Consider the following 23,467-nt stretch of genomic DNA (forward strand, 5'->3'; position numbering starts at 1 on the left):
TCCCCCTCCGACTCGGAGAGGGAAAGTTTTGCGTAGTAAAACCTCTTAGTGGTCATTTCATTCAGCTAATTAGATAGACACTACATCATCCGTCGAATTCACGTTAAATCAGGTTGCAGTCACCGCCTGAAATAGATATTTTGCGTAATACACATTATGGCAGGACTTACGTACAGGTAACGGAAAATCAAACCGCAGAGGGCACAGAGAAATAAGAGTTTTAGAGAGTTCTTGCTTAAGTCGTATATAGGTTATTTCCCAATAGATCACAAAGACGCGATAAATCGCCGTCTCTTCCCTTAACCAAACCGTATTGGGTTATTTCCTATAGTGCGTAATTTCTAAGGGTAATATGCTTTTGAACAAAGAAATGGGTATTATTACTGAAGATAACTAAGTATTATCACTGTATTCTATTCATGTATAGAGCCAGATTACAGTATTATTAAGAAAACATAAAGGTATGGATTAATACGTAAAATTTAGATTAAAACATCCATTAACTGAATCAAAATTTAAGAGATATAAAGATATGTCAAATAAAGTTGCTAAAGAATTGGCAGATTTTTTGCTGCAAATAGAACAGCGATCGCAGTTTCATGCAGGCTATCCATATAATTTAAGTTGTGATTACAGTTTGATAGCCAAATTTTTCAATCATCTGTTAAATAATGCTGGAGATCCATATATTGAGCCAGATTTTGGTCTGCATTCTCGTAAGTTTGAGCAAGAGGTCTTATCTTTTTTTGCTAACCTCTATAAGATTGCAGAAGATCAGTTTTGGGGTTATGTGACTGCTGGCGGAACTGAAGGTAATTTATATGGAATGTTCTTAGCAAGAGAAATCTACCCTAATGGGATTCTTTACTCATCACAAGACTCTCATTACTCAATTCCCAAAGCAGCCAAATTATTCCGCATCCAACATAATGTTGTTAATTCGCAAATTAATGGAGAAATGGATTATGACCATTTTGAACAACTAATTAGCGAAAATCGTAGTTATCCAGCCATCATCAATTTAAATATTGGCACTACTGTCAAAGGTGCAATTGATAACTTAGACAAAGTTCTAGAAATTTTAGAGCGTAATCAGATTAAAGATTATTACATTCATTGTGATGCTGCACTTTCAGGATTAATATTACCGTTTTTAGATGGCGCTCCGCAAATTAACTTTCAAAAACCCATTGATAGTATAGCTATTTCTGCTAAATTCATTGGTTCACCATTGCCTTGTGGTGTAGTTTTAACTAAGAAAAAATGGGTAGAAAAAGTTGAAACAGAAATTGAATATATTGGTTCAAAAGATACCACTATTCTGGGATCTAGAAACGGTCATACTCCTCTGATTCTCTGGTATGCAGTGCAAACAAGAGGTTATGATGGATTAGCTAGAGAAGCAAATACTTGTATTCATAATGCCCAGTATCTTTTTCAACAACTTCAAATAAGAGAATATCCATGTATGTTAAATAAATTTTCCAATACCGTAGTCTTTCAAAAACCTTCACAAAGGTTAATTAAAAAGTGGCAGTTAGCAATTTTTGAAGATTGGGCACACATTATAGTCATGCAAAATATTAATCGGAAGAAAATCGATATTTTTATTAATGAACTTTTACAAGAAGAAGGATTACTTGATAACGCAGAAGATTTCCAGTTACAGTCACTACTACACTAATGTAGACTATCAATTGAAATTAATCGCTCAATTTTGCAAGGTGTTTCCTTAAACAGAATTTAGTTCCAACATTTTATCTCTTTAAAAAGTTTTTGTTGCACAAGTTAGCAGCAAGTAGTATTTCTACTTCTGCACTTTCCATAGGTGGTAAGAAAAAATACCCTTGTCCATAATCACATTGTAAAGCCTTCAGTTGGGCTAATTGCTCTACAGTTTCTATCCCTTCTGCTGTTACAGACATATTTAAATTATGAGCTAATGTGACGATCGCTCGAACAATTTCTAAATTTTCTCCACGACTACCTATATTGGTGACGAAAGAGCGGTCAATCTTAAGGGTTTTAATTGGTAGGCGGTGTATATAACTCAAGGATGAATAACCAGTTCCAAAATCATCCATGTGCATCTCCACATTTAGCTCTGTTAACTGGGAAAGCACGGTGGTAGCTAATTCAAAATTATCCATCAAGAAGGTTTCAGTAATCTCCAATTTCAAACTGTATGGCTTCAGTCCGGTTTCCTGCAAAATATGTTTAACTTGTTTAAACACATCAGGTTGCGTGATTTGTTTCCCAGAAAAATTTACGCTAATCGTCAGGGGAAGTGAGGTAGGAAATTTTTGATGCCATGTGTGCATTTGGTGACAGGCTTCATAAAGCACCCATTGTCCGATATTAACAATCATTCCAGTTTCTTCCGCCAGGGGAATAAAATCTTGAGGGGAAATAAGTCCTCGTTCTGGATGATACCAACGTATTAGTGCCTCAAATCCAGTAATTTTTCCAGTTGTCAGTGAAACAATTGGCTGGTAATCAAGGCGAAATTCTTCTTGCTTTATCAGCGCATGACGTAAAGCAGTTTCTAACTCCAAGAGCAAAGATGCACCCTCATGCATCTTTGGGTCAAAGACCTCATAACGTGCTTTACCAAGTGCTTTGGCACAATACATTGCCACATCAGCATCGCGTAGAATCTGCGCTGCTTGCTCATAGTCTGCTTTACTTAAAGCGATGCCAATACTAACATTAGTAAACACCCGATGCTCATTTAATTGAAATGGCAAAGCTAGCACCTTTTTAATTCGCTCGGCTACCTGTATGGCGGTACTAATATCTTCAATTTCTTCAATTAAAATTGTGAACTCGTCTCCGCCAAAACGGGCAACTATGTCTCCGACTCGCAAAACTGACTTGAGCCGATGAGAAATTGCAATCAAAAGTTGATTTCCCAGTAGATGTCCAAGGCTGTCATTAACAACTTTAAAGCGGTCTAGGTCTAAGAATAGTACAGCAAATAAATAATTTTTTGGCTGGTGTTTAGTACGTTCTATTGCCCGCTGTACTCGCTCCATAAATAATCGCTGGTTAGGTAATCCGGTTAGCCCATCATGTAGGCTATTATGCAGTAATTGCTCTTGTGCTTGTTGACGCTTAATAATGTCTTGTTCAAGTTGTTGATTCACTCTAATAAGTTCAATAGTGCGTTCTAGAACCATCTGCTCAAGCTGATAACGATACTGAACTAATTCTTCCTCTACTAATTTACGCTTAGTGATGTCACGGACAATAACAACATACTCTCGTTGCTGGGCATTAAATGGCTGTGAAATAGTCGCTTCAACAATTCGTAAACCTTGGTTTATTTTTAAGGTTTGCTCAGTCCTAATAGACCATTGCTCCGGTTTGCCGCGATAGCATATTAAGAGTTGATTTAATTTTTTTCCAAGCAACTGCTGAACAGTTGTTTGAAATAATTCTTCAGCCGCAGCATTTGTCTGACAAATTCTACCGTTTTCATCTAAGACTAAAACAGTATCTGGAACGGTATCGAGAGTAGTGATAAATAGGTTTTTTGCTTGCTTGCGTGCCTCATCAATAGCAACAATTTGTGGTAGAGTTGTCCAGCAAGCGATCGCAACCCCGATAAAAGAAAGCGTCACTAATAAAATAGCTAGTAAAGAGTTTTGAGGATTACTAGAAACTCTGTCCAATAAATTGCGGATAACCCAACTGCTTGTGGCAGTAATACAAATTAATGATACTAGGACGACCACCTGTAGTACCAGAAAGTCTGAGTTGTTTTTATTAGGTCTAGTGTAGTAACGCTGTGTCCACCATTCTAGGTGTAATGGCGCAAATCTTAAGCGACGTAGCGCTACATCTCCTATCATCAAAACAATGGGTAATAATAATCCCACTAAAAAATCTCTCCAATTCCAAGCTAAACCTCCCACTATTAGAACTACCGCTTCTACAAAGAAAAAACCAAGTGACCACCAAGGCCACAACACCTGCGGTTTACCTCGACACAGCCATAATCCTAAATGTAGCCCCATAATGGACACGAGGTAACAGGTACCTGCTACTGTGACAAGTTGAGATACATTTCCCAAATTTAGACAAAGCAAACTGAGGATAAAGGTAATTAAAATAGCAGGCCCAAGAACACCTTGACGGGAAACTAATGCAAATATGGGAGAAAGCTGTCTGTCTAAGGCAAGTTGGTATAATATCCGAGGAGAGTTGGAAACTGCCGTAGCAGAACTTAGAAGGCAAGATACAGTAATTAAAAGTGTTACTAAAAAAGAGGCATTTTCACCCCAAAAAGGCTTAGAAGCCGCTACCATATTTAAAAATGCATCATCACCTATTGTTGGATTTGGAGCCGAACACATTAATACCCAAGAAGCACCTAAAAATACTGGAGGAATTAGCCAAGCAGCTACGGTTAAGAACCTTAAAGTTTTATACGGATGGTGGCTATCAGCAACAAAAGAAGAAGTGGTTTCACAAGCATAAATTGAATAGCTAGCCAGAAAAAACCACTTTGCCCATTCTTCAAAGCTCAGGCTATGTGTACTAGTTGGGGTAAATTCCAAACTAGCTGTTGAGAAGCCTAACCATATTACGCCTTGAATACAAAACAAAAGCAGTAATAAAATCGCTGGGAATACAAAAAATAAATGCAGTAGCGCTAAAGCCCGGCTGCCACTGAATGCCACAATAAAAGGAATCGCTGTAAATACAACTTTTAATAAAGTTTCTGGACAAGAAATACCTAATGTTTCAAAATTGACTTTAATTAAGTTTGTAAGAATAATCGCATAAAGTGCCGGTGCTGCTGCCCAGCTAAAAAAGTATCCTAAAGCTACGTAGCGACCTAAGCCAGGAAAGTTCTTTAGTAGCCTTGTAGTATAGTTTGGTGTTCCTCCAGCGACATCTGGCCAATGTCTACCTAGACTTTGTACCTGCAAGTTAAGTAAAAAGGAGATGATCGTGCCAAACAACCAAACTAAGATAGCTTTAGGCCCTAATGCTGCATGAATGATGGGGGCTGTACCAATCCATCCTACATGACCCGTTAAACCAAAGCCCCAGGTTTCGAGATAGCTCAAAGTACGTGGTAGGCGCATTACCAAGCTTTGATTTTTATCTGCCTCTGCCTGTACAGAATTGTTAGTAAGCATTGTTTCTTACCGAAATTTACTGACCTTTTCACTCAATAGCTGAATATTGCTGCATATAGCTTCGGTATAATTGCTGAACTTATCTAAAGGATAACTTACTCTTACTCCCCTTCCAGCAACAAAAGTTTTTCCGCTTCCCTCTCCTCGTAGGAGATGGAAGCGGAGAGGTAGGGAAGAGGCTGTTCTTGTTAGGTCTGTATTGAATGAAATCAACTGACAAAAGCTATAGCTTTTGCAACAACTCCTGAGTTAACTGAAAAAACGCTTTTGAACCAGCTGATTGGGGAGCATTTAAAACGGCTGGCATAAAACTGTCAACAGCTTTAGCAACATTAACATCCACTGGTATTTGTATCTTACAAATTTTTTCAACACCAAAATCCTCGACAACCCGGTGCATCACTTGTTTATAGTATCTACCAGTGAGAAGGTTAGCACTGGACATGCTGAATACAATTCCCAACATTTTTATGTCTATTTTGGTTTCATGTCCGTGACTGTCTTTTAATTGGGCAATCCGTCTTTCTAGCAGTTGAATACCGACTACAGACAAGGGTTCTGGTTTAGCAGGAAGTATGTAGAAATCGCTGGCGGCTAAAGCACTACGAGTCAATAGATTATATCCAGGCGCACAATCGAGAAGGATAAAATCATATTCTTGACGGACTGGTTTTAAGATGTTATTAATCAAAACTCTTTCAAAGCGATTCCAAATTGTTTCAAAGTCCTGTTCACCTAAAGCAGTTGCTTGCTGATGGAGCATTTCTGATACAACAAATTCATCATATAAGTCAATATCCCCCGGTAATAAATCCAGTCCTGGAAGATTACAAACCTGGGATTGAATGATATCTTGAATTGTAAGTTTTGCTTGTGGGTCTGGATTGATAACTTCGTCTATTAGATACCTAAATGTTTTACTTTGTTTACGACGCTTGGCAAAATCTAAAGGCGACATCAAACTGAGGGTGGCGCTAATTTGACTGTCTAAATCAAGAACAAGCACCCGCTTACCATGATTTTTAGCTAAACAGGTAGCTAAGTTGACGGTGAGGGTGGTTTTACCAACGCCACCTTTCATATTTGCAGTAGCAATTACATATCCCATTGCTTGAGTCCTCTGTTGACGCATTTCCATCTAGGTAGCGTACACCTCTCTCAATCTATTAAATCTTCCATTAAATTTAATATTTTCGGAAACTAAAAAGGTGAGATTGCCTCAATTGTAGGCATTGAGGTAGGTGACACGATTTAATCTCAGCCTTCGTACTGTTTTTTGATGAAATAGGCTAGTAAAATTGCTGTCACTTTGCTTGAAAGCTAGATAACATTAGATTCGGCGTGTTTACTGTTCGGGAGTGCCAAAATGTCTAAACAGCTGGGTCAAAAAATCGCACCCACACCTATATCAAATGATATCAATGTGGTGGATTTGATTGATCAATACTTCACGGCTTACAACTCAGCACGGTTGCGGGAAATCTGCCAACTTCTGAGTCGTGATGTGCTAACGGAAGGTGTCACGGTGGGAGTTAGCCTTTCCGGTGCGATGACACCAGCAGGATTTGGGGTTTCAGCGCTTGCACCCTTAATTCGCAACGGCTTTATTGACTGGATGATTAGTACTGGTGCAAATCTTTACCACGATATGCACTACGGTTTAGGTTTTGAACTCTTTGCTGGTAATCCGTTTTTGGATGATGTGAAACTGCGCCAGGAAGGCACTATTCGCATTTATGACATTATCTTTGGTTACGATGTGCTGTTGGAAACTGATGCATTCATCCGTAAGATTCTGCAAGGAGAAGCGTTTCAGAAGCGGATGGGAACTGCTGAGTTTCACCATTTACTGGGTAAGTATGTTCGAGAAGTAGAAAAGCAACTGGGTGTGCAGCATTCCTGCTTGCTTGCTACAGCTTATGAGTATGGCGTGCCTATATATACGTCTTCTCCAGGAGATAGCTCAATTGGGATGAACGTGGCGGCTTTAGCTTTGGAAGGTTCACAGTTGGTATTAGATCCATCAATTGACGTAAATGAGACAGCTGCGATCGCATATAATGCCCGTGAATCTGGTGGTAAAAGTGCGGCTGTAATTCTCGGTGGCGGTAGTCCTAAAAACTTTTTGCTACAAACCCAACCACAACTTCACGAAGTATTGGGACTAGAAGAACGAGGACACGATTACTTTGTGCAGTTTACCGATGCGCGTCCAGATACAGGCGGTTTGTCTGGAGCAACCCCATCGGAAGCCGTCAGCTGGGGTAAGATTGACCCGGAAGAGTTACCTAACACAATTGTTTGTTATACCGATAGCACGATCGCTCTACCACTGGTAACAGCGTATGTTTTGAACAAGTGCGAGCCTCGTCCTTTGAAGCGTGTGTACGACAGGCGAGAAGCCATTTTGGAGAAACTGCAAAAAGACTATCTAGCAGCCAAAACCCAACCATCGGATCAGGTTCCAGCAGCAGTGGCTGAAAGTGCCCAAAAGCAAACAGCGACTTATCCCTGTGGGCGGTTGATTCCGAATACTCCGTAGGTAGCAGGGAGCAGGGGAGAACTATTGAACAAGTTTCTTCCTTGTCTCCCCCCTCTTCCTTGTCTCCCCCCTCTTCCTTGTCTCCCCCCTCTTCCTTGTCTTTTCCCAATGCCCCTTATCCCTTCCCTCCAATCAACAAATAGGTGGTAATTTTCCCTTTACCTGGAACTTCGATTTCGCTCCGCTTTTCAAATAAAAATTCATCACACAAGCGTTTATAAGTATCTTCTGTAACCTGGATTTTACCAGCAATACCTTGGGATTCCATGCAGCTAGCGATATTTACCGTGTCTCCCCAGTGATCATGAGTAAAGTTTTTGAGGTCAATTTCTCCCGCCACTACGGAACCGCTATGGATGCCGATACGAATGTTGAAGTTTTGGTTATTCTCAGTATTAAATAGAGCGATCGCAGTTTGCATGTAGAGTGCCATTTGAGCGATCGCTTGAGCATGATCTGGGCGGCGTGTTGGCAAGCCACCAACTACCATATAAGCATCGCCAATGGTCTTGATTCTCTCTAAACCATGTTGTTTGGTGAGGCGATCAAAAGTTGAGAAAATCGAGTTGAGTAAGTTTACCACTTGAATTGCACTTATAGAAGCTGCAATTTCAGTCAAGCCAACAATATCTGCAAATAAAACTGTGACATCAGCAAAGTCTTCGATAACGTTAGCTGGTTCTTCTTTCAGTTCCTTAGAGATTGCGGTTGGCAAAATATTTAGCAATAAACGTTCGGTTTCTTCCTGCTGATGGCGCAGCGCTTCTTCTGCTGCTAGTCGTTGGGTGACATTGCGAAAAATGCCGCGAGTCGCAACTGGATGACCTTCGACAAATTTACAGTTAATATTACCTTCTAGAAAAATTGTTTGACCGTCTTTAGTAAGGAATGCGGCTTGTACTTGTTCAAGCTTTTCTCCTGAAAGCACACGATAAAACCTTTGCCAACAATCTTGTTTAAACTCTGGATGTATAATATCGAAAACATTCATATTAGTAATTTCGGCTTCGCTATATCCCAAAGTTTCTCGCCATGCACGATTGACATATAAAAAACGACCATAGGCATTGACGGATTGAATTAGGTCATTAGCATTTTCAAATAGATCTCGATATCGTTCTTCACTTTCTACAAGAGCATCTTCTGCTTGTTTGCGTTTGATAAACTGAGCAATTTGACTACCAATAGAACCCATCATTTGCAATAGGTCTTTATCTTTTGATTGTACGTCCCGGCTAAAGAAAACCATCACTCCCAAGATTTCACTATCTTCTAAGATGGGGAAGCCAAAAGCTGCGTGCAATCCAGCCTCAGCAGCTGGTTGCGATCGCCGAGTGTCTCCATCTTCTGTAATATCTTGAATCCACAAGGGTAAACGTCTAATCCAAATTCGACCAGGTAAGCCAACACTAGGTGTATAGGTAGTTTGCCAGGTAATTGCTTTAAACTCTCGCGCTGAAATTACTCGACTTGACCACATTTCCACACACCTTAGTACCGCATTAAGGCTATGTCCCTGTACCGAAGTGCCAATATATTGACTTGGTGTCCAAAGTTCGCCTACATCCCATCCCAAGTTTTGACAAATCGACTGTAAAATTTGGGGAATTACCTGCTTTACGCTCTGGGATTCTGATAATATTCGAGTGATAGCATATTGAGCACTTGTCCGCTGTTCCCGACGCTGCCGGGCAGTAATATCCCGACCAATGTAGACAATATCTTCTAATCCTTTTATTTTTTTCGGAATTACTGAACAAGAAAAAGCAATCAACCGCTTTTCTCTAGTCTTGGTTCGACAGACTACCTCTAAATTCTGAAAATTTTTCTGAAAAAAAGAATGCTTGTGAATGGCTTGTATTAAAAATTCATCATCATCAATTATCAGTGATATTGGTTGATTAATTAATTCTTCTTCACTAAAACCAAATAATTGTTGAGCAGCACGATTTACTTTTTTTATTTTCCCTACATTACTGGTTATAAACAAAGCATCTGCCATTGCAGTAATTACTTGATCCATGTAGTTTTTGTATGAGATTAAAGCACTTGATAGCAGACTTTTGGTATTGGCTTGCTGTGCTAATTTTTGCTTTAAAACTAGCTTGTCAGTAACATCTTCAATTAGGACAATTAATTTATTTTCATACTGCTCGCTGATAATATATATATCTATATATAGATGGGCTTTATTTTCTGAGCTTCTTCCAATTGCTTGTAATTCAAACAGTTCCTGCTCTCCTTTCAGAATAGCTTTTAAAATATTTTCAAGCCCGATAAACTCAGGAAAACTTAGCCGGACATCTTTTCCCTCTATTACCTCCTCAGGACGTTCTGCAAACCGTTGCACTTGCTCGGATGTATCGATGATGCAGAAATGATCATCCAGTTCCAAGCGTTCAAACTTATCTGGGAATGAAGGGTTGTTAAAAATCCGATCTAGTACTTGGTCTTTCATTATGGTGTGAAAACAGGCTTTACATTTATTTTGACCAGGAGAATTTAGAGCAAAGAGGAAATTTCAAGCGATATTAACAGAAAAGCTCAATTTTTGCCAAATGACGCAATCATCACACTAAAAATTAAGAACTAAGTAATAAGAACTAACAATTACTAATTTAGTACCACTGATGATTCTTTTAGTTATTCTTTCAAATGTTTGATCAACATACAAGCCTGTTTGGGTAAAATTTGTAGAAGTTACTAATACTCAGTTTTATTACTGAAATTGATATTAATTGATTAAGTGTACTATTTTTTAAGATCAACCCAGTGTGGTTGACGGAAAACGACCATGAGCAACCTTTTTATTTGGTTGATCAGAATTAACGAAGTAAACGTAAATAATATGTATTCTATCTTTTGGATGATTGACAATTGAATACAATTCTGGATTTTGTCAGCAAATTATACTCTATAGCGCGGTTTATAAGCGATCGCCATTTTAACAAAACCAGTCTTGGGTAAAGTCGGAAGTTATTTAAAGTTATAGCGCTTCTGGGTTGAATCCAATAGACCTAACAAGAACAGCCCCTTCCCTAATAGCGTTGGGAAGTAAGATGTATATAAACGAAAAGTGCTATATTGTTATCCACTTTATTAATGTATAAGATATTACAAAGAGTTGCCAATTCAAAAAGTAAACTTTTATTAGATGTAAAATTGCACTGCGATCGCCTAAAATTTAATCTTGAGAAAGTCGGATCAATAAAGTTAGTCAAAACCCAATGAATCACCAGCGTGCTAATACTCTCAAAGCTGCATTTCAAGTTTGTAATGTTGAACCGCTAGAGGGTGCAGACATGGAGCGCTACTATGTTGATTTATCAGCAGTCCGCAAAACTTCAGCAATAGACAGCGTTAGTACAATTTTAGACTTTCAAGAACCCGCAGATTTCAGCACGATTTTGTTTACCGGACATCGCGGCTGTGGCAAAAGTACAGAATTAAAACGCATTCAGAAACAATGGGAAGAACAATACCACGTAATTTATTTAGAAGTTAACGAAGAAACAGATATTAATGATGCTAGTTATACAGATTTATATTTAATCGTCATCAAACAAGTAGAATTTGAGTTGCGTAAATTAGGTTTGAAATTTGATCCTCAACTTCTGGGGAACTTTGAATCTTGGTTTAAGGATATTACCAAAGAAACCGAAGAAACTGTGGAAAGGTCTGTCAGTATTGAAGGAGAAGCGACTCTGAAACCGGAAGCTCCATTTATCGCTAAATTGATGGTTAAATTACTGGCACAAATTAAAGGATCTGATAAACAAAAAACTACTATTCGTCAAACTTTAGAAAAAGACCTATCACGTCTGAAAGCAGATATTAACCTTTTATTAGGAGATGCCTACGTTAAACTCCGAAAAAAATTCCCTCAATATAAGGGTTTATTGATTATTTTTGACAACATGGATCGTGTACCACCGACGATTGCAGAACATTTATTTTTTGACTATGCGGCTCAGTTACAAGAACTAGATTGCACGATAATTTATACAGTGCCAATTTCTGTGCTTTGTTCCCCTAAAAGTCCACTCAGTCAGTTTGATGGTAATCCTCATATTGTACCAATGGTGAATATTTATGAATTTGAACGCGATCGCTGCGATTTAAATTACAATCAAACCGGACTAGAAGCAGTCGCTAGTGTCATTGAAAAGCGGGTAGATATTGATGCTGTATTTGAATCTCCCCAGGAATTGCTAGATTTAGCAAAAGCCAGTGGAGGACATGTCCGCCAATTAATGCAGATGATGCGGACTGCTTGCCTAAATGCTAGTACTCGCAAACATCCCAAAATTATTGCCGAAGATATTATCTATGCTGTGAAACAACAGCAATTTAGTTTTGAAAGGTTTATTCCTGAAGAACATTATGCGTTTTTAGCTCAAGTGTGTATAACCAAGAATATTAGCAAAGATGATCTCGGTCAGTTAATGCTGTTTAACACTTCAGTTTTGGAATACAACGGCGAGAAACGGTGGAATTATCCCAATCCAGTGGTGAAGCAAAATGAATTCTTCCAGAACGCCATCGAATCTGTACTCGCAGAGCAACCTTAGGTCAGAAATAGGGCCATTTATCGCGCTTAATCAAGAAGTATTTAATGAATTACTTACTTTTGTAGACTTTGCAGAAAAGTTTACGATTGGTTCTGTAGAAATTAATTTTCCCCCAGACGCAGAATTATTAGTTGAGGCGCTAAAAACAAGTCCTGAGTGTCAGGATATTCAGTTTGTGACTATGAATTTTTATGATGCAAATTTGCGATTTATCAGGGATAAAATTGTCAATATATTACCAAGTATTGAAATAGAACTTCACAAAAAATTAGTCTTGATTGTACAAGGTTTAGAAAAGTCTATTGGCGTTTATGGAGAGTATCCGCCAGTTTTACAAGACCTCAACTTTGTCCGAGATGCTTATAAAAGAACTGTTCCTCATCCGATTCTGTTTATTCTGCCAGATTATGCCCTGACTCGGTTAGCCAAATTTGCTCCTGATTTTTGGGCTTGGCAATCGGGAATATTTCAGTTTGAAACACCTCAAAATACCAAAGAGAATGCAATTAATGAAACTCGAAGTACTGAGAAAATCCTAAACAGATTAGAACCTCCAGAAAAGCAAGAGCGGATCGATTTATTACACCGCCTGCTAATGGAATATAAAGCTACTGGACATCAGGTCACAGGAGAAAACCTCCGCAGCTATAGTAATATTTTGCATCAGCTAGGAGTCGCCTATCTAAGTAAGAATGAACCTATCAAAGCTAGAGAATATTTAGAAGAAGCCGACGAACAAATAGCTAATGAGTTTCAAGATTCCACCTTCGGTGCTGAAGTCCTCAACACATTGGGAGATTCTTATGGGCTGCAAAGGCAATTTAATACAGCGATCGCTTATTATCAAAAATCTTTAAGTATTTCACAGCAACATCAGAATTCTCGCGGCGAAATTGCTGCTTTGTTGAAACTGGGGAATGCTTACCGAGACTTGAGACAATTTACACAGGCGACAACTTTCTATCAACAGCGTCTAGAAATTGAACAACAAATAGGCGATCGCTATTCTCAAGCCAACACCTACCACCAGTTGGGAATAGTTGCCCAACAATTGCGGGAATTTGAGGAGGCGCGGCGCAATTACCAACAAGCTTTGGCGATCAAAATTGAATTTGGTGATCGCTATTCTCAAGCTAGCACCTACCACGAGTTGGGAAGAATTGCCCAACAATTGCGGGAATTTGAGGAGGCGCGGCGTAATTACCAACAAGCTTTGGCTATCAAAATCGAATTTGGCGATCGCTATTCTCAAGCTAGCACCTACCACCAGTTGGGAATAGTTGCCCAACAATTGCGGGAATTTGAGGAGGCGCGGCGCAATTACCAACAAGCTTTGGCTATCAAAATCGAATTTGGCGATCGCTATTCTTCTGCCAGCACCTACCACCAGTTGGGAAGAGTTGCCCAAGATTTGCGGGAATTTGAGGAGGCGCGGCGCAATTACCAACAAGCTTTGGCTATCTACATCGAATTTGGTGATCGCTATTCTTCTGCCAGCACTTACCATCAGTTGGGAAGAGTTGCCCAAGATTTGCAGGAATTTGAGGAGGCGCGGCGTAATTACCAACAAGCTTTGGCAATTTACATCGAATTTGGCGATCGCTATTCTTCTGCCAGCACTTACCACCAGTTGGGATATGTTGCCCAAGATTTGGGGGAATTTGAGGAGGCGCGGCGCAATTATCAACAAGCTTTGGCTATCAAAATCGAATTTGGCGATCGCTATCACCAAGCTAAAATATACCACCAGTTAGGATATGTTGCCCAAGAATTGCGGGAATTTGAGGAGGCGCGGCGCAATTACCAACAAGCTTTGGCTATCAAAATCGAATTTGGCGATCGCTATTCTCAAGCACTCACTTACCACTGTTTAGGAATGCTTGCAGAAGCAGAAGAAAACTACGCAGAGGCGAGGGTTAATTTGCAGACAGCGTTGGAGATATATGTTGGGTATAAGGATGAATATTGGGCGGCGATCGCACGGGAGGCGTTAGAGAGATTACCAGAGTGATGACAAGGCGATCGCTTATTTAAAGCGCTTCCCATTCTTCTCTACTAACTTGAGTTTGTTTTAAAATTTTTGCCAGTAAGCTTTTGCTGATATCTCCTTCGTGGGGGTTAGGAATGATTAATCTCAGTTCATCTTTAACCATAAATTGATGTTTTTTACCTGAAAAAGGCCTTTCAAAAGCAAGTTGTTTCAAGTAATAAATTAAGTCCCTGCGATTAATCGGCCCAAAGTTTGGCATTAAGCCGCATCCTTTTTTAAAGCAAGAGAGATTCCGTCTAGTTCAGGTAAATTGTGCCCTAACTGTAGTCCTAAAACAATCCACTCTTCTAAAGATTGTTTTAACTCTTCTCTGCAAGCTTCCAGCGTAGACGCATTCGCATATAACCCCTGCAATTCAGGTACTTCTACATAAAAAGTACCATCTTCTAAAATTTCATAGTTTGCTCTGTGCAAAGCTGCTTGAATATACTCTGTCAGCATTTCAAGAATTTATACAAAACTGCCTATTTGACTAAATTGTAAGCTAAAAATCAAAGTTTAGATTAGCGATCGCTATTCCTAAGCACTCACCTACGACGCTTTAGGAACGCTTGCAAAAGAAAAGCAGAAGAAAACTACACAGAGGCGAGAGTTCATTTGCAGACAGTGTTGAAGATATATGTTGAGTATAAAGATGAATATCGGAGGGCGATCGCACGGGAGGCGTTAGAGAGATTACCAAAGTGATGGGGTGATGGCATTTAACAAGGGGGCGACCAGATCATACTTATTAGGCAGGCGTAGCAAGTTGGTACAATCGCATTGTCAGCCAAAACAATCAAATTCAATTCGGGTGGTCGTTTATTGAATTCGGGTGGTCGTTTATTAAATTCGGGTGGTCGTTTATTGAATTCGGGTAGTCGTTTATTGAATTCGGGTAGTCGTTTATTGAATTCGGGTGGTCGTTTATTGAATTCGGGTGGTCGTTTATTGAATTCGGGTGGTCGTTTATTGAATTCGGGTGGTTGTTTATTGAATTCGGGTGGTTGTTTATTGAATTCGGGTAGTGGTTAAGGTGGAGTAAAACCCAGATTCTTGAACCACTTCAGACTTGTGTGTACACCTTAGATCCTAAAAGGAGAGAGGAATGGAAGTGAGGTCAAAGTATATGCCAAAACTACGTCAAAATTTAAATAAACGCGATCGCACTTACCAACAATGCAGATTACCCAAAGTCTCCATACAGCAATTCTCGTAACTGATTTAGAACGCTCCGAACACTTTTATGGCAAAGTATTGGGATTATCCAAAATAGATCGTTCCCTAAAATACGCTGGTGCATGGTATCAAGTCGGCGATTATCAAATTCACCTGATAGTTGCACCTACTGTCCCCACCGACAACCCAAACGAAAAATGGGGACGCAACCCCCACATTGCTTTCTCTGTCGCTAACTTGGAGGCTGCCAAACAAGACTTGCTCAATCATAATTATCCCATTCAACCCAGTGCTTCGGGTCGCCCTGCCTTATTCACTCAAGATCCTGATGGAAATATTATCGAGTTGAGTCAGCAGTGAGAGGATGTTTGAAAAGTTTACGGTTGTATTAAGATCCCCCCTAAAAAAGGGGGAAATAACCTTCTCAAAGTCCTCCTTTTTAAGGAGGATTTAGGAGGATCTAAACTTTTTGGTACATCAACCACTACTTTTAAAACATCCTCTGAGAGGGAGTGGGAAAATAATCAATGACTAATGACTAATGACCAATGAAAATAATTGCCTACTCTTACACCAATCCGCTATTAGAATCTTCTCCCGATCAAGCCGATTGGGGATGGGAGGTGGATCGGGTTTATGAAGATTTGGGCAAGCCAGAGTCTTCTGGACACGCTACGCGAACGCAATTACAACAATTATTTACCGATTGCGAAACTGAACCAGCAGATTACCTTTTGATTCGTCGGTTGGAAGAATTAGGGGATACTGTAGAGGAAATTAGCGATCGCTTGCATGAACTCGAAGCAATCGGAGTAGCGATAATTGCCACAGAACAGCCCTACACTTCCGAAAATTACCCTCTCGGTGCTGACTTGCTGAATTTGCTACACGCAATCCAACGTCAGCAACGTAGTCGCCGCATTCGTCAAGGACACGCCCGTAACCGTCTTGAGGTTGCACCGCCACCCGGCAAAGTTCCTTACGGCTATCGCAGAGGTAAGGGAAAATATACTGTTGATCGCAGTACTTCACCAGTAGTCAAAGATTTTTTTGAACACTTTTTACTCTATGGTTCCCTGCGGGGTTCAGTTCGTTACTTGGCGAAAAAATACGGCAAAAAAATCTCTGTAACCACAGGAAGACGCTGGCTGACTAATCCAGTTTATCGCGGTAATACAGCTTACCAAAATGGTGAAATTATCTCCAATACTCATATTCCGATAATTTCTAAGGAAGAAGCTGCCCAGGTTGACCGACTTTTACGCCGTAACAGCCGTTTACCATCCCGAACTGCCAGTGCGCCGCGTTCTTTAGCTGGGTTGGTTGTCTGTGCTGAGTGTCACTCACACATGACAGTTACTCGTGTCACCCAACGCAATCAAGATAAGGAGTATCTTTATTTACGTTCTACTAGCTGTCCGCAACAGCCAAAGTGTAAGGCTATTCCTTACCAAGAGGTTTTAGAACATACAATTGAAACCGTTTGCCGTGATTTACCCTTAGCTGTAGCGGGAATGAATTTTCCCCAATTGGATGCAGTGAAGAATAGTTTAGGACAAGCGATCGCTCGTCAGCAAGAAATACTTGCTCAGTTACCCGCTTTAATCGAAACTGGAATTTTAGATATTGAAACAGCAAAGTTAAGGGCTTACAAACTCCGCACAGAAATTTCCGCACTCGAAGCAAAGTTGGCGACTCTTCCCCCAGTTAACTTGCGTTCTGTTGCTCAAGCTGTTTCTATACCACAATTTTGGTTAGATTTGTCGGAAACAGAGCGACGATTTTACTTTCGAGAATTTATCAGGCAAATTGATATTAGTCTTCAGAATAAAGAACTAAAACTCCAAGTTATTTTTATTTTTTAATTTAAATGTTATTTCTGAGATGGTTGATCTTAGTATACGCAGCAGCCCTTTGGAAGAATACCTTACTGATTCACTAATTACCAACTAGTATAAAATTGTTTTGGCAGTAGCGATCGCCTGATCCACACTCTCCACAATATAAACATTTTCTGGCGACAGTTTTTTAAAGAAAAGTTTACTTTCTTCATCATTATTCAACAAAATTACTTGCTTGTTTGCTTTCAAAGCGAGAGCAATTTCTGAAGCAGTTCCTGCACCCATACCACAAGCAATAATCAGATCACTGGTAAGAACATTAATATTGTTTCTAGAATTACCCATGTCTGTGAAAATAGCAATATCTACCCAAGAGGAAATACCATCCTGATTCTCACCCGGAAGTATACCAATAGTTAAACCATCAGCAGATTTTGCACCTTTACTTACTGCATCCATTACCCCTACATTTCTACCACCAGTGAGTAAAATCCATCCTTGTTTGGCAATAAGTTGACCTAGTATATAAGCATGTTGTAAATCATTTGCTGTCGCATTTTCTCCCCTCCCCATAACCCCAATAATAATTTTTCGCATAAGATTTCAGATGATACTGGTTTTCAGCGACAAGTGAAAGCAGTCTCCCTGAAAGGTCAGACCGCTATCCATCCCCACCGTATAGACAGACGGATGGGGTTTTCCGCGAATTCTGATAAATCACCTCGAAGCATTCTCTTGAAAAGTTGAGCACCCACTTTTCGTTGCAAATAAAGGAAATCTAGGATTATTACTCCTACTGAAGTTACTTTAATTACGGGCGGCATCAAGAGAAATTTATGCCGAAGATTTCGGCATCACAATATTTTTTATTATAAGTTTACCTATTGATGAACTGATGTTTCTTCCTGATGAAAGAGAACTTAAGCATCAACGTCTTCTAAAGTAGGCTTAAAGAATTAACTACGATGCGATCAAGCTATGGCGATCGCATCCTGTTTGCAATGCGAGTTTTAGGATAAAGAGCGGACAAATTGTGAATATCTCGTCGATCAAGGAATCAGACTATGAAACCAGATTATCTCATTGTCGGTAGTGGTTTATCAGCATTAGTCTTTGGCGCTTTGATGGCAAACGATCGCAAAATAGTGCAAATCCTCGAAGCCCATGAGCATCCAGGTGGCTTTGGTCACACCTTTACGATGGCTAAAAAATATACATTTAATGCCCAATTCCATTATGTTTGGGATTGCGGTGAAGGACAAACGGTGAATCGGGTACTCAAGAAACTGGGCTTGGATCGGGAAGTTACTTTTGAGCGGTACGACCCGGATGGCTTTGACCACATGCGAATGCCAGGATATGCATTAGATATTCCTTCGGAACCGGAGGAACTGATCCAGCGATTATCAAAGTTGTTTCCTGCACATAGCGTTGGCGGAGCCTCTCGATTAGAGAATCGCATTCGCCAATTTGTTAATGATGTCGAAAAAACGAGCGCAGGTTTGAAAATACTCGCTCCTCCAGTTAAGCCAATTGAACTGCTCCAACATACAGGTGAAGTGGTTTGTACTGTCCAATATCTCAACAGCACACTTCAAGATGTATTCGACAAGTTTCAGCTACCCCAAGCCGCCCAAACCCTATTGGCTCTGCAATGGCCTGATTTTTTGCTGCCTCCAAATCAACTCTCATTTTATGCCTGGGTCGCTTTGTTCAAGGGCTATCAAGCCGGTGCATTTTACCCAACCCAGCATTTTGAGCATGTAATTAATTCGTTAGTCAAAGTGATTGAATCACACGGAGGGCAAGTACTGCTCAACCATGAAGTCACGAATTTTAGACTCACAGACCGAACAGTTACGGGAGTTGAGGCGATGGATTTAACCACCCATCAAACTCATGAATTTACAGGCGACACCGTGATTTGCAACATTGACCCCAAAAAAGCCGCCAAAATGATTGGTGAGTCAAAGTTCTCTAAAGCCGTGCGCCGAAAACTCAACTATGAGTATTCTGCATCTAACTACATGGCTTATTGCGTCGTCAAAGACCTAGACCTCCGCAACTATGGATTTGGCAAGTGGAATCTTTTCCATACAGGTCATCAGGATTTGAATGAAGCCTTTACTCAGATGTATGAATACAATGACTTTTCCAATCCCAGCTTTGCGATGACAACGCCCACTTTATTGACACAAGCGAGTCGGGATTGTCCAGAGGATTGCCAGATTGTCGAATTCCTTACCGTTGCCAATTACGACTACTTTAAGCAATTGCGACAGAGCAATCGCAAAGCCTACAACCAGAAAAAGCAAGAAATCTTCGACTCTATTTTGGATGTCGTGGAAAAAGAATATGTACCGAATTTTAGAAAGCATATGGTTTTTCATATCACAGGTAGCCCTACCACCAATGAACGTTTTTGCTGGTGTCCTAACGGGAATTCCTACGGTTCTAGTCTCACACCGCGCAACATGGGTCTGGGACGCTTGAATCACGAAACCTCACTCAACCATTTCTATTTCTGCAATGCTTCATCAGGTTATCCGGGCTTTGCTCCCACATTCTGGACTGGGGCATTGCTGTATCAACGATTATCTGGTGACGTGCTTTTAGGTAATAGCTAAACAGACAGCCACACGTATTATTCATATTCAACAACTGAGAGGTCAGTTATGAGAATTGCAGTTATCGGTGGTGGAGGCAGTGGTATGGCTACAGCTTACCTGCTTGATAAACAAGGGCATCATGTCACCGTGTTTGAACGGCAGCCCATGTTGGGGGGACATATTCGGACACTCAACAAGAATGTTCAGCCTAATCAATCTGATTGCAATGAAATGTTGGAAAGTGGAGTGCTAGAATTTCCTACCGTATTTCACAACTTTGTTGCTTTTATGCAAGAGCTAGGAGTGGAACTAGAACCCATCCGTGTCGGTTCAGCTTTATTCCCCAAAGATGGCAATCCCTTTTTCTCGAAGGTCACGAATGAGAACAACTATACAGGCATCCAACGCCTCATTGAATCTCTGCGGTTCGATGCCCTCCATGCCCGTTCCGTTGGATTATGGCTAAAAACGCGATTTGCCCAGATGGAAGATTTTTATGACCAGCCACTGTCTCAATATGTGAACAACCAAAGTATAAGCAATACTTGGCTAAAGTTGCTGACGATGTATAGCTACTCAATGCCGTTTGAACTCATTGATAACTTTCCCGCAGAGATGGCAATTCCGATGTTACGCGATTACCTCTCAGTCAAATGGCTTAGGATTAAAGGCGGTGTATATTCCTATATTGAAAAAATTTTGGAGCGATTTAAAGGTGAAGTCCTGTTGAATGTGGAGATTGTCAATATTGAAAGAAGCGCAGATGGTGTAAAAATCAAGCGATCTGCCTCTGGCGGCAGCGCTTCTCTACGAGACGCTCCGGGAACGCTATCGCAGGATGAGATCCAGGAGTTTGATAAAGTCGTGTTTGCCACGCCACCCGACCAAGTGATGGTACTGTTAGCTGACCCAACCGATGCTGAAATTAAACGCTTCTCAGGTTGGAAAGCCAATTGTGCAACCACTACAATTCATACGGATAGTTCCATGTATGATCATCATCACATTCATCACCCCTCGGAATTTGATTTCTTCCAGACAGATACCCGATGGGGATATAACAGTTACTTGAATCAGCTTTGTGGCATCTCATCGCCACAGCATTACTTTTTATCGTTTCAACTAGAAGGATTGATTACTCGCGATCGCATTATTCACACTCAAGAACATCACACGCCGTTGTATACCACTGAATCTTTTAGATACCGTGATGAAGTAGTTGCGACCAATGGAGAGAACAATACTTACTATGCGGGAGCTTATCTCGGAGATGGCTTGCATGAAGGAGCGATCGCGTCTGCTTTTCGAGTTGCTCAACTCATCGGTTCACCTTTGGCTCTCTCCATTTCTGGTTTCAACGACAAAAACACACTCAGGTTAGCAAAGACATAGTAGGACTTGGACAAAAAGTAGCCAGAAAAAAGCCTCAAATTTATATGCACAGAGACTTTGACATCGTTAAGCCTAGTTTCTTGATATATCTGGGTTTCAATAATTTTTGAATATTTGGTCTATTTTCCTTGCCCTATATAGGTTTGAGTCTTTTTTATGCCTTTAAGTCTCGGTAGTACAAATCCTTTGACAGCACATTTTGTAGTATAAAGGTAATATAGCTAAAACTTTTATTCTTTCGTGACAAGCTTGTGCCAAATTGGGCTTGATTGCACTAAAAGGAGAGTGGCGATGAAAAAAGTAGCGGTGTTTGGCAATGCTGGAGGCGGGAAATCAACTCTAAGCAAGAGATTATCTCAAATCACTGGTTTGCCACTTTACGTCTTGGACAAGATTAAATATCAATCAGGAGGCACAGAGGTTCCACATGAAGACTATAAGCACGCCCATCAGCAAATTTTAGTTAGTGACCGATGGATTATTGATGGGTTTGGTTGCATGGAAACTCTCTGGCTACGACTTGACGAGGCAGATACTCTGGTTTTTGTCGATTTACCGCTATATGTGCATGGATGGTGGGTAACTAAACGACTAATCACAGGTTACTTTAAACCGCCAGAAGGTTGGCCCTCCAATAGTCCAATATTAAGAAGTTCACTTAGTAGCTACCGCGTGCTTTGGTTGTGTTACAAATATTTAACCCCAAAATATCGTGAGTATATTGAGCAGGCTCAAAGCATCAAAAATGTTTATCACATTCGCTCGACTAAACAAATTTCCCAATTTTTTGAATTAATTGATGACACGCCTTAACTTTGTTGCTTAATTGTTTTATGTCTATTCAAGTCTACGGAATTCCCAATTGCAGCACTTGCAAAAAAGCTTTAACGTGGCTCCAACACAACAACATTAACTATGAGTTCATTAACACCAAAGAGAGTCCGCCGACCCGTGAGCAGATCCAAAACTGGGTGAAATCTTTGAGCTTTGCTCCCATGCGAAATACCTCCGGTCAATCCTACCGTGCTTTAGGAGATGAAAAGAAGACTTGGACTGATCAACAATGGATTGACGCATTCACTCACGACGCTATGCTGCTTAAACGTCCGCTTTTTGTCAAAGATGGAACAGCTGTCCTGGTCGGCTTTCGAGATGAGGCAGTAGTTCAAGAAAAATTAGGATTTTAGTCAGGAAGCAACGCTCTAACAGTGAGATCGGGGTTAAATTATCAATTACATTGCTGCACAAAGCTAAAGAGCAGAAGGCAGGAGTGAAAGTATAAAAATATTTGTGCTATTTGAGCGGTGTTGTATGGATGATAATGAAAAACGAATCCTTGACTCATGGCAGATCAATGCTTTGTTATGGACAAAAGCAATTCGTAATAAACAAATTGAAAGTCGTGCGATCGCCACAGATGCCGCTATAGTCAAAGCAGTCAGCCAACTTAATCCAAGAACATTCTTAGATATTGGATGCGGTGAGGGATGGTTGTCTCGACAGCTTTTTTCTTTAGGAATTGATGGCTGGGGTGTTGATTTTTGTGCCGATCTCATTGAGGCAGCAAGGCATAGTGGTGATTCTCGCTTTGTTGTCTGTTCGTACTCGGATCTAGCCTTACAAAGATTTAGCACCATTAACTATTTCTCTTGTTTTATCTGCAACTTTTCAATTCTAGGTGAATGCGCTCTTGATGAGATCGCCAAGGCAGGTCATAGCCTGTTAGAGGACAAAGGCAAAATAATCATTCAAACACTTCATCCGATAATTGCTTGCGGTGACTCTACATACTTTAATGGGTGGCGCGAAACTTCATGGCAAGCAATTGCAGATGAGCCATTTTACCCTACTCCTTGGTATTTCAGAACTCTCGAATCATGGATCAACCAGTTCCATGCTTTGAATTACCGATTGCTAAATTTACATGAGCCGTGTGATCCCAAGACGAACAAACCGATTTCAATTATTTTTGTCTTTGAACGCCAATAACGTCTTAAGCATATTTATTCTCCCGCTATCTACTTTTATTGGCAGAATACTACAAATTGCAAATGCTCAGTACAACTGTTACATTCCCTTGGCAATCCATTGATAACTCTTTCTTATTGATACACTAAACAGGTTAGCAAAGGCATAGTACAACAGAGTATGACA

The 23,467-nt window shown here is 40.3% G+C and carries 17 protein-coding genes; 11 read left to right on the forward strand and 6 right to left on the reverse strand.

Going from position 1 to position 23,467, the window contains the following annotated elements; all coding sequences use genetic code 11:
* Window positions 1-532 precede the first annotated feature (532 nt).
* Complete coding sequence (locus H6G92_RS13745; RefSeq protein ID WP_190894238.1) at window positions 533-1,684, forward strand: histidine decarboxylase; 1,152 nt, start codon at window positions 533-535, stop codon at window positions 1,682-1,684.
* Between the two features lie 73 nt (window positions 1,685-1,757).
* Here H6G92_RS13745 and H6G92_RS13750 read toward each other — a convergent pair whose 3' ends face one another.
* Both H6G92_RS13750 and H6G92_RS13755 read right to left on the reverse strand, forming a co-directional pair.
* Complete coding sequence (locus H6G92_RS13750; protein WP_190894239.1) at window positions 1,758-5,150, reverse strand: EAL domain-containing protein; 3,393 nt, start codon at window positions 5,148-5,150, stop codon at window positions 1,758-1,760.
* A gap of 223 nt (window positions 5,151-5,373) precedes the next feature.
* Window positions 5,374-6,258, reverse strand: a complete 885-nt coding sequence (locus H6G92_RS13755; RefSeq protein ID WP_190894240.1) for a ParA family protein — start codon at window positions 6,256-6,258, stop codon at window positions 5,374-5,376.
* Between the two features lie 258 nt (window positions 6,259-6,516).
* Here H6G92_RS13755 and H6G92_RS13760 point away from each other — a divergent pair, with 258 nt between their 5' ends.
* Complete coding sequence (locus H6G92_RS13760; RefSeq protein ID WP_190894241.1) at window positions 6,517-7,692, forward strand: homospermidine biosynthesis protein; 1,176 nt, start codon at window positions 6,517-6,519, stop codon at window positions 7,690-7,692.
* A 115-nt stretch (window positions 7,693-7,807) separates the two neighbouring features.
* On the opposite strand, the gene H6G92_RS13765 is transcribed toward H6G92_RS13760, so the two are convergent.
* Window positions 7,808-10,150: an adenylate/guanylate cyclase domain-containing protein gene (locus tag H6G92_RS13765; RefSeq protein WP_190894242.1), complete on the reverse strand. Its 2,343-nt coding sequence runs from the start codon at window positions 10,148-10,150 to the stop codon at window positions 7,808-7,810.
* Window positions 10,151-10,919: 769 nt separating this feature from the next.
* On the opposite strand from H6G92_RS13765, the gene H6G92_RS13770 reads away from it, so the two are divergent.
* A complete protein-coding gene (locus H6G92_RS13770; RefSeq protein WP_190894243.1) occupies window positions 10,920-12,263 on the forward strand; it encodes a P-loop NTPase fold protein in 1,344 nt (447 codons plus the stop codon).
* A complete protein-coding gene (locus H6G92_RS13775; RefSeq protein ID WP_190894244.1) occupies window positions 12,214-14,274 on the forward strand; it encodes a tetratricopeptide repeat protein in 2,061 nt (686 codons plus the stop codon). Before H6G92_RS13770 ends, H6G92_RS13775 begins: the two co-directional genes overlap by 50 nt.
* Window positions 14,275-14,293: 19 nt before the next feature.
* On the opposite strand, the gene H6G92_RS13780 is transcribed toward H6G92_RS13775, so the two are convergent.
* Both H6G92_RS13780 and H6G92_RS13785 read right to left on the reverse strand, forming a co-directional pair.
* Window positions 14,294-14,512 (reverse strand): type II toxin-antitoxin system HicA family toxin, encoded by a 219-nt coding sequence (locus H6G92_RS13780; protein ID WP_190894245.1) that lies wholly within the window; start codon window positions 14,510-14,512, stop codon window positions 14,294-14,296.
* On the reverse strand, window positions 14,512-14,754 hold the full coding sequence (locus H6G92_RS13785) for a type II toxin-antitoxin system HicB family antitoxin (protein ID WP_190894246.1): 243 nt from the start codon (window positions 14,752-14,754) through the stop codon (window positions 14,512-14,514). The genes H6G92_RS13780 and H6G92_RS13785 overlap by 1 nt, the downstream gene beginning before the upstream one ends.
* A 717-nt stretch (window positions 14,755-15,471) precedes the next feature.
* Here H6G92_RS13785 and H6G92_RS13790 point away from each other — a divergent pair.
* Window positions 15,472-15,831, forward strand: a complete 360-nt coding sequence (locus H6G92_RS13790; RefSeq protein ID WP_190894247.1) for a VOC family protein — start codon at window positions 15,472-15,474, stop codon at window positions 15,829-15,831.
* Between the two features lie 188 nt (window positions 15,832-16,019).
* Window positions 16,020-17,336, forward strand: coding sequence for a recombinase family protein (locus H6G92_RS13795; RefSeq protein ID WP_190894248.1), 1,317 nt, complete (start codon window positions 16,020-16,022; stop codon window positions 17,334-17,336).
* An 84-nt stretch (window positions 17,337-17,420) separates the two neighbouring features.
* On the opposite strand, the gene H6G92_RS13800 is transcribed toward H6G92_RS13795, so the two are convergent.
* A complete protein-coding gene (locus H6G92_RS13800; RefSeq protein ID WP_190894249.1) occupies window positions 17,421-17,909 on the reverse strand; it encodes a TIGR00725 family protein in 489 nt (162 codons plus the stop codon).
* A gap of 467 nt (window positions 17,910-18,376) precedes the next feature.
* On the opposite strand from H6G92_RS13800, the gene H6G92_RS13805 reads away from it, so the two are divergent.
* From H6G92_RS13805 to H6G92_RS13825, 5 genes are all read left to right on the forward strand, one after another.
* Window positions 18,377-19,939, forward strand: a complete 1,563-nt coding sequence (locus H6G92_RS13805; RefSeq protein WP_190894250.1) for a phytoene desaturase family protein — start codon at window positions 18,377-18,379, stop codon at window positions 19,937-19,939.
* A 48-nt stretch (window positions 19,940-19,987) separates the two neighbouring features.
* Complete coding sequence (locus H6G92_RS13810) at window positions 19,988-21,313, forward strand: FAD-dependent oxidoreductase (RefSeq protein WP_190894251.1); 1,326 nt, start codon at window positions 19,988-19,990, stop codon at window positions 21,311-21,313.
* Between the two features lie 291 nt (window positions 21,314-21,604).
* Entirely contained in the window at window positions 21,605-22,126 is a 522-nt protein-coding gene (locus H6G92_RS13815; protein ID WP_190894252.1) for an adenylate kinase, read from the forward strand.
* Between the two features lie 20 nt (window positions 22,127-22,146).
* The gene (locus tag H6G92_RS13820; protein ID WP_190894253.1) at window positions 22,147-22,500 is read left to right on the forward strand and encodes a Spx/MgsR family RNA polymerase-binding regulatory protein; all 354 of its coding nucleotides are present in this window, start codon (window positions 22,147-22,149) and stop codon (window positions 22,498-22,500) included.
* Between the two features lie 124 nt (window positions 22,501-22,624).
* On the forward strand, window positions 22,625-23,302 hold the full coding sequence (locus tag H6G92_RS13825; protein WP_190894254.1) for a class I SAM-dependent methyltransferase: 678 nt from the start codon (window positions 22,625-22,627) through the stop codon (window positions 23,300-23,302).
* Window positions 23,303-23,467: the final 165 nt, after the last annotated feature.

Origin of the sequence: Nostoc foliaceum FACHB-393 (assembly GCF_014698505.1) — a bacterium.
Classification (GTDB): domain Bacteria; phylum Cyanobacteriota; class Cyanobacteriia; order Cyanobacteriales; family Nostocaceae; genus Nostoc; species Nostoc foliaceum_A.

Bases quoted from the DNA above. Each gene is read 5' to 3' on its own strand.
- H6G92_RS13810 (WP_190894251.1), top strand. From the start codon at position 19,988: ATGAGAATTGCAGTTATCGGTGGTGGAGGCAGTGGTATGGCTACAGCT.
- H6G92_RS13790 (WP_190894247.1), top strand. From the start codon at position 15,472: ATGCAGATTACCCAAAGTCTCCATACAGCAATTCTCGTAACTGATTTA.
- H6G92_RS13760 (WP_190894241.1), top strand. From the start codon at position 6,517: ATGTCTAAACAGCTGGGTCAAAAAATCGCACCCACACCTATATCAAAT.
- H6G92_RS13800 (WP_190894249.1), bottom strand. From the start codon at position 17,909: ATGCGAAAAATTATTATTGGGGTTATGGGGAGGGGAGAAAATGCGACA.
- H6G92_RS13820 (WP_190894253.1), top strand. From the start codon at position 22,147: ATGTCTATTCAAGTCTACGGAATTCCCAATTGCAGCACTTGCAAAAAA.
- H6G92_RS13785 (WP_190894246.1), bottom strand. From the start codon at position 14,754: ATGCTGACAGAGTATATTCAAGCAGCTTTGCACAGAGCAAACTATGAA.
- H6G92_RS13755 (WP_190894240.1), bottom strand. From the start codon at position 6,258: ATGGGATATGTAATTGCTACTGCAAATATGAAAGGTGGCGTTGGTAAA.
- H6G92_RS13750 (WP_190894239.1), bottom strand. From the start codon at position 5,150: ATGCTTACTAACAATTCTGTACAGGCAGAGGCAGATAAAAATCAAAGC.
- H6G92_RS13745 (WP_190894238.1), top strand. From the start codon at position 533: ATGTCAAATAAAGTTGCTAAAGAATTGGCAGATTTTTTGCTGCAAATA.
- H6G92_RS13770 (WP_190894243.1), top strand. From the start codon at position 10,920: ATGAATCACCAGCGTGCTAATACTCTCAAAGCTGCATTTCAAGTTTGT.
- H6G92_RS13765 (WP_190894242.1), bottom strand. From the start codon at position 10,150: ATGAAAGACCAAGTACTAGATCGGATTTTTAACAACCCTTCATTCCCA.
- H6G92_RS13780 (WP_190894245.1), bottom strand. From the start codon at position 14,512: ATGCCAAACTTTGGGCCGATTAATCGCAGGGACTTAATTTATTACTTG.
- H6G92_RS13815 (WP_190894252.1), top strand. From the start codon at position 21,605: ATGAAAAAAGTAGCGGTGTTTGGCAATGCTGGAGGCGGGAAATCAACT.
- H6G92_RS13795 (WP_190894248.1), top strand. From the start codon at position 16,020: ATGAAAATAATTGCCTACTCTTACACCAATCCGCTATTAGAATCTTCT.
- H6G92_RS13775 (WP_190894244.1), top strand. From the start codon at position 12,214: ATGAATTCTTCCAGAACGCCATCGAATCTGTACTCGCAGAGCAACCTT.
- H6G92_RS13825 (WP_190894254.1), top strand. From the start codon at position 22,625: ATGGATGATAATGAAAAACGAATCCTTGACTCATGGCAGATCAATGCT.
- H6G92_RS13805 (WP_190894250.1), top strand. From the start codon at position 18,377: ATGAAACCAGATTATCTCATTGTCGGTAGTGGTTTATCAGCATTAGTC.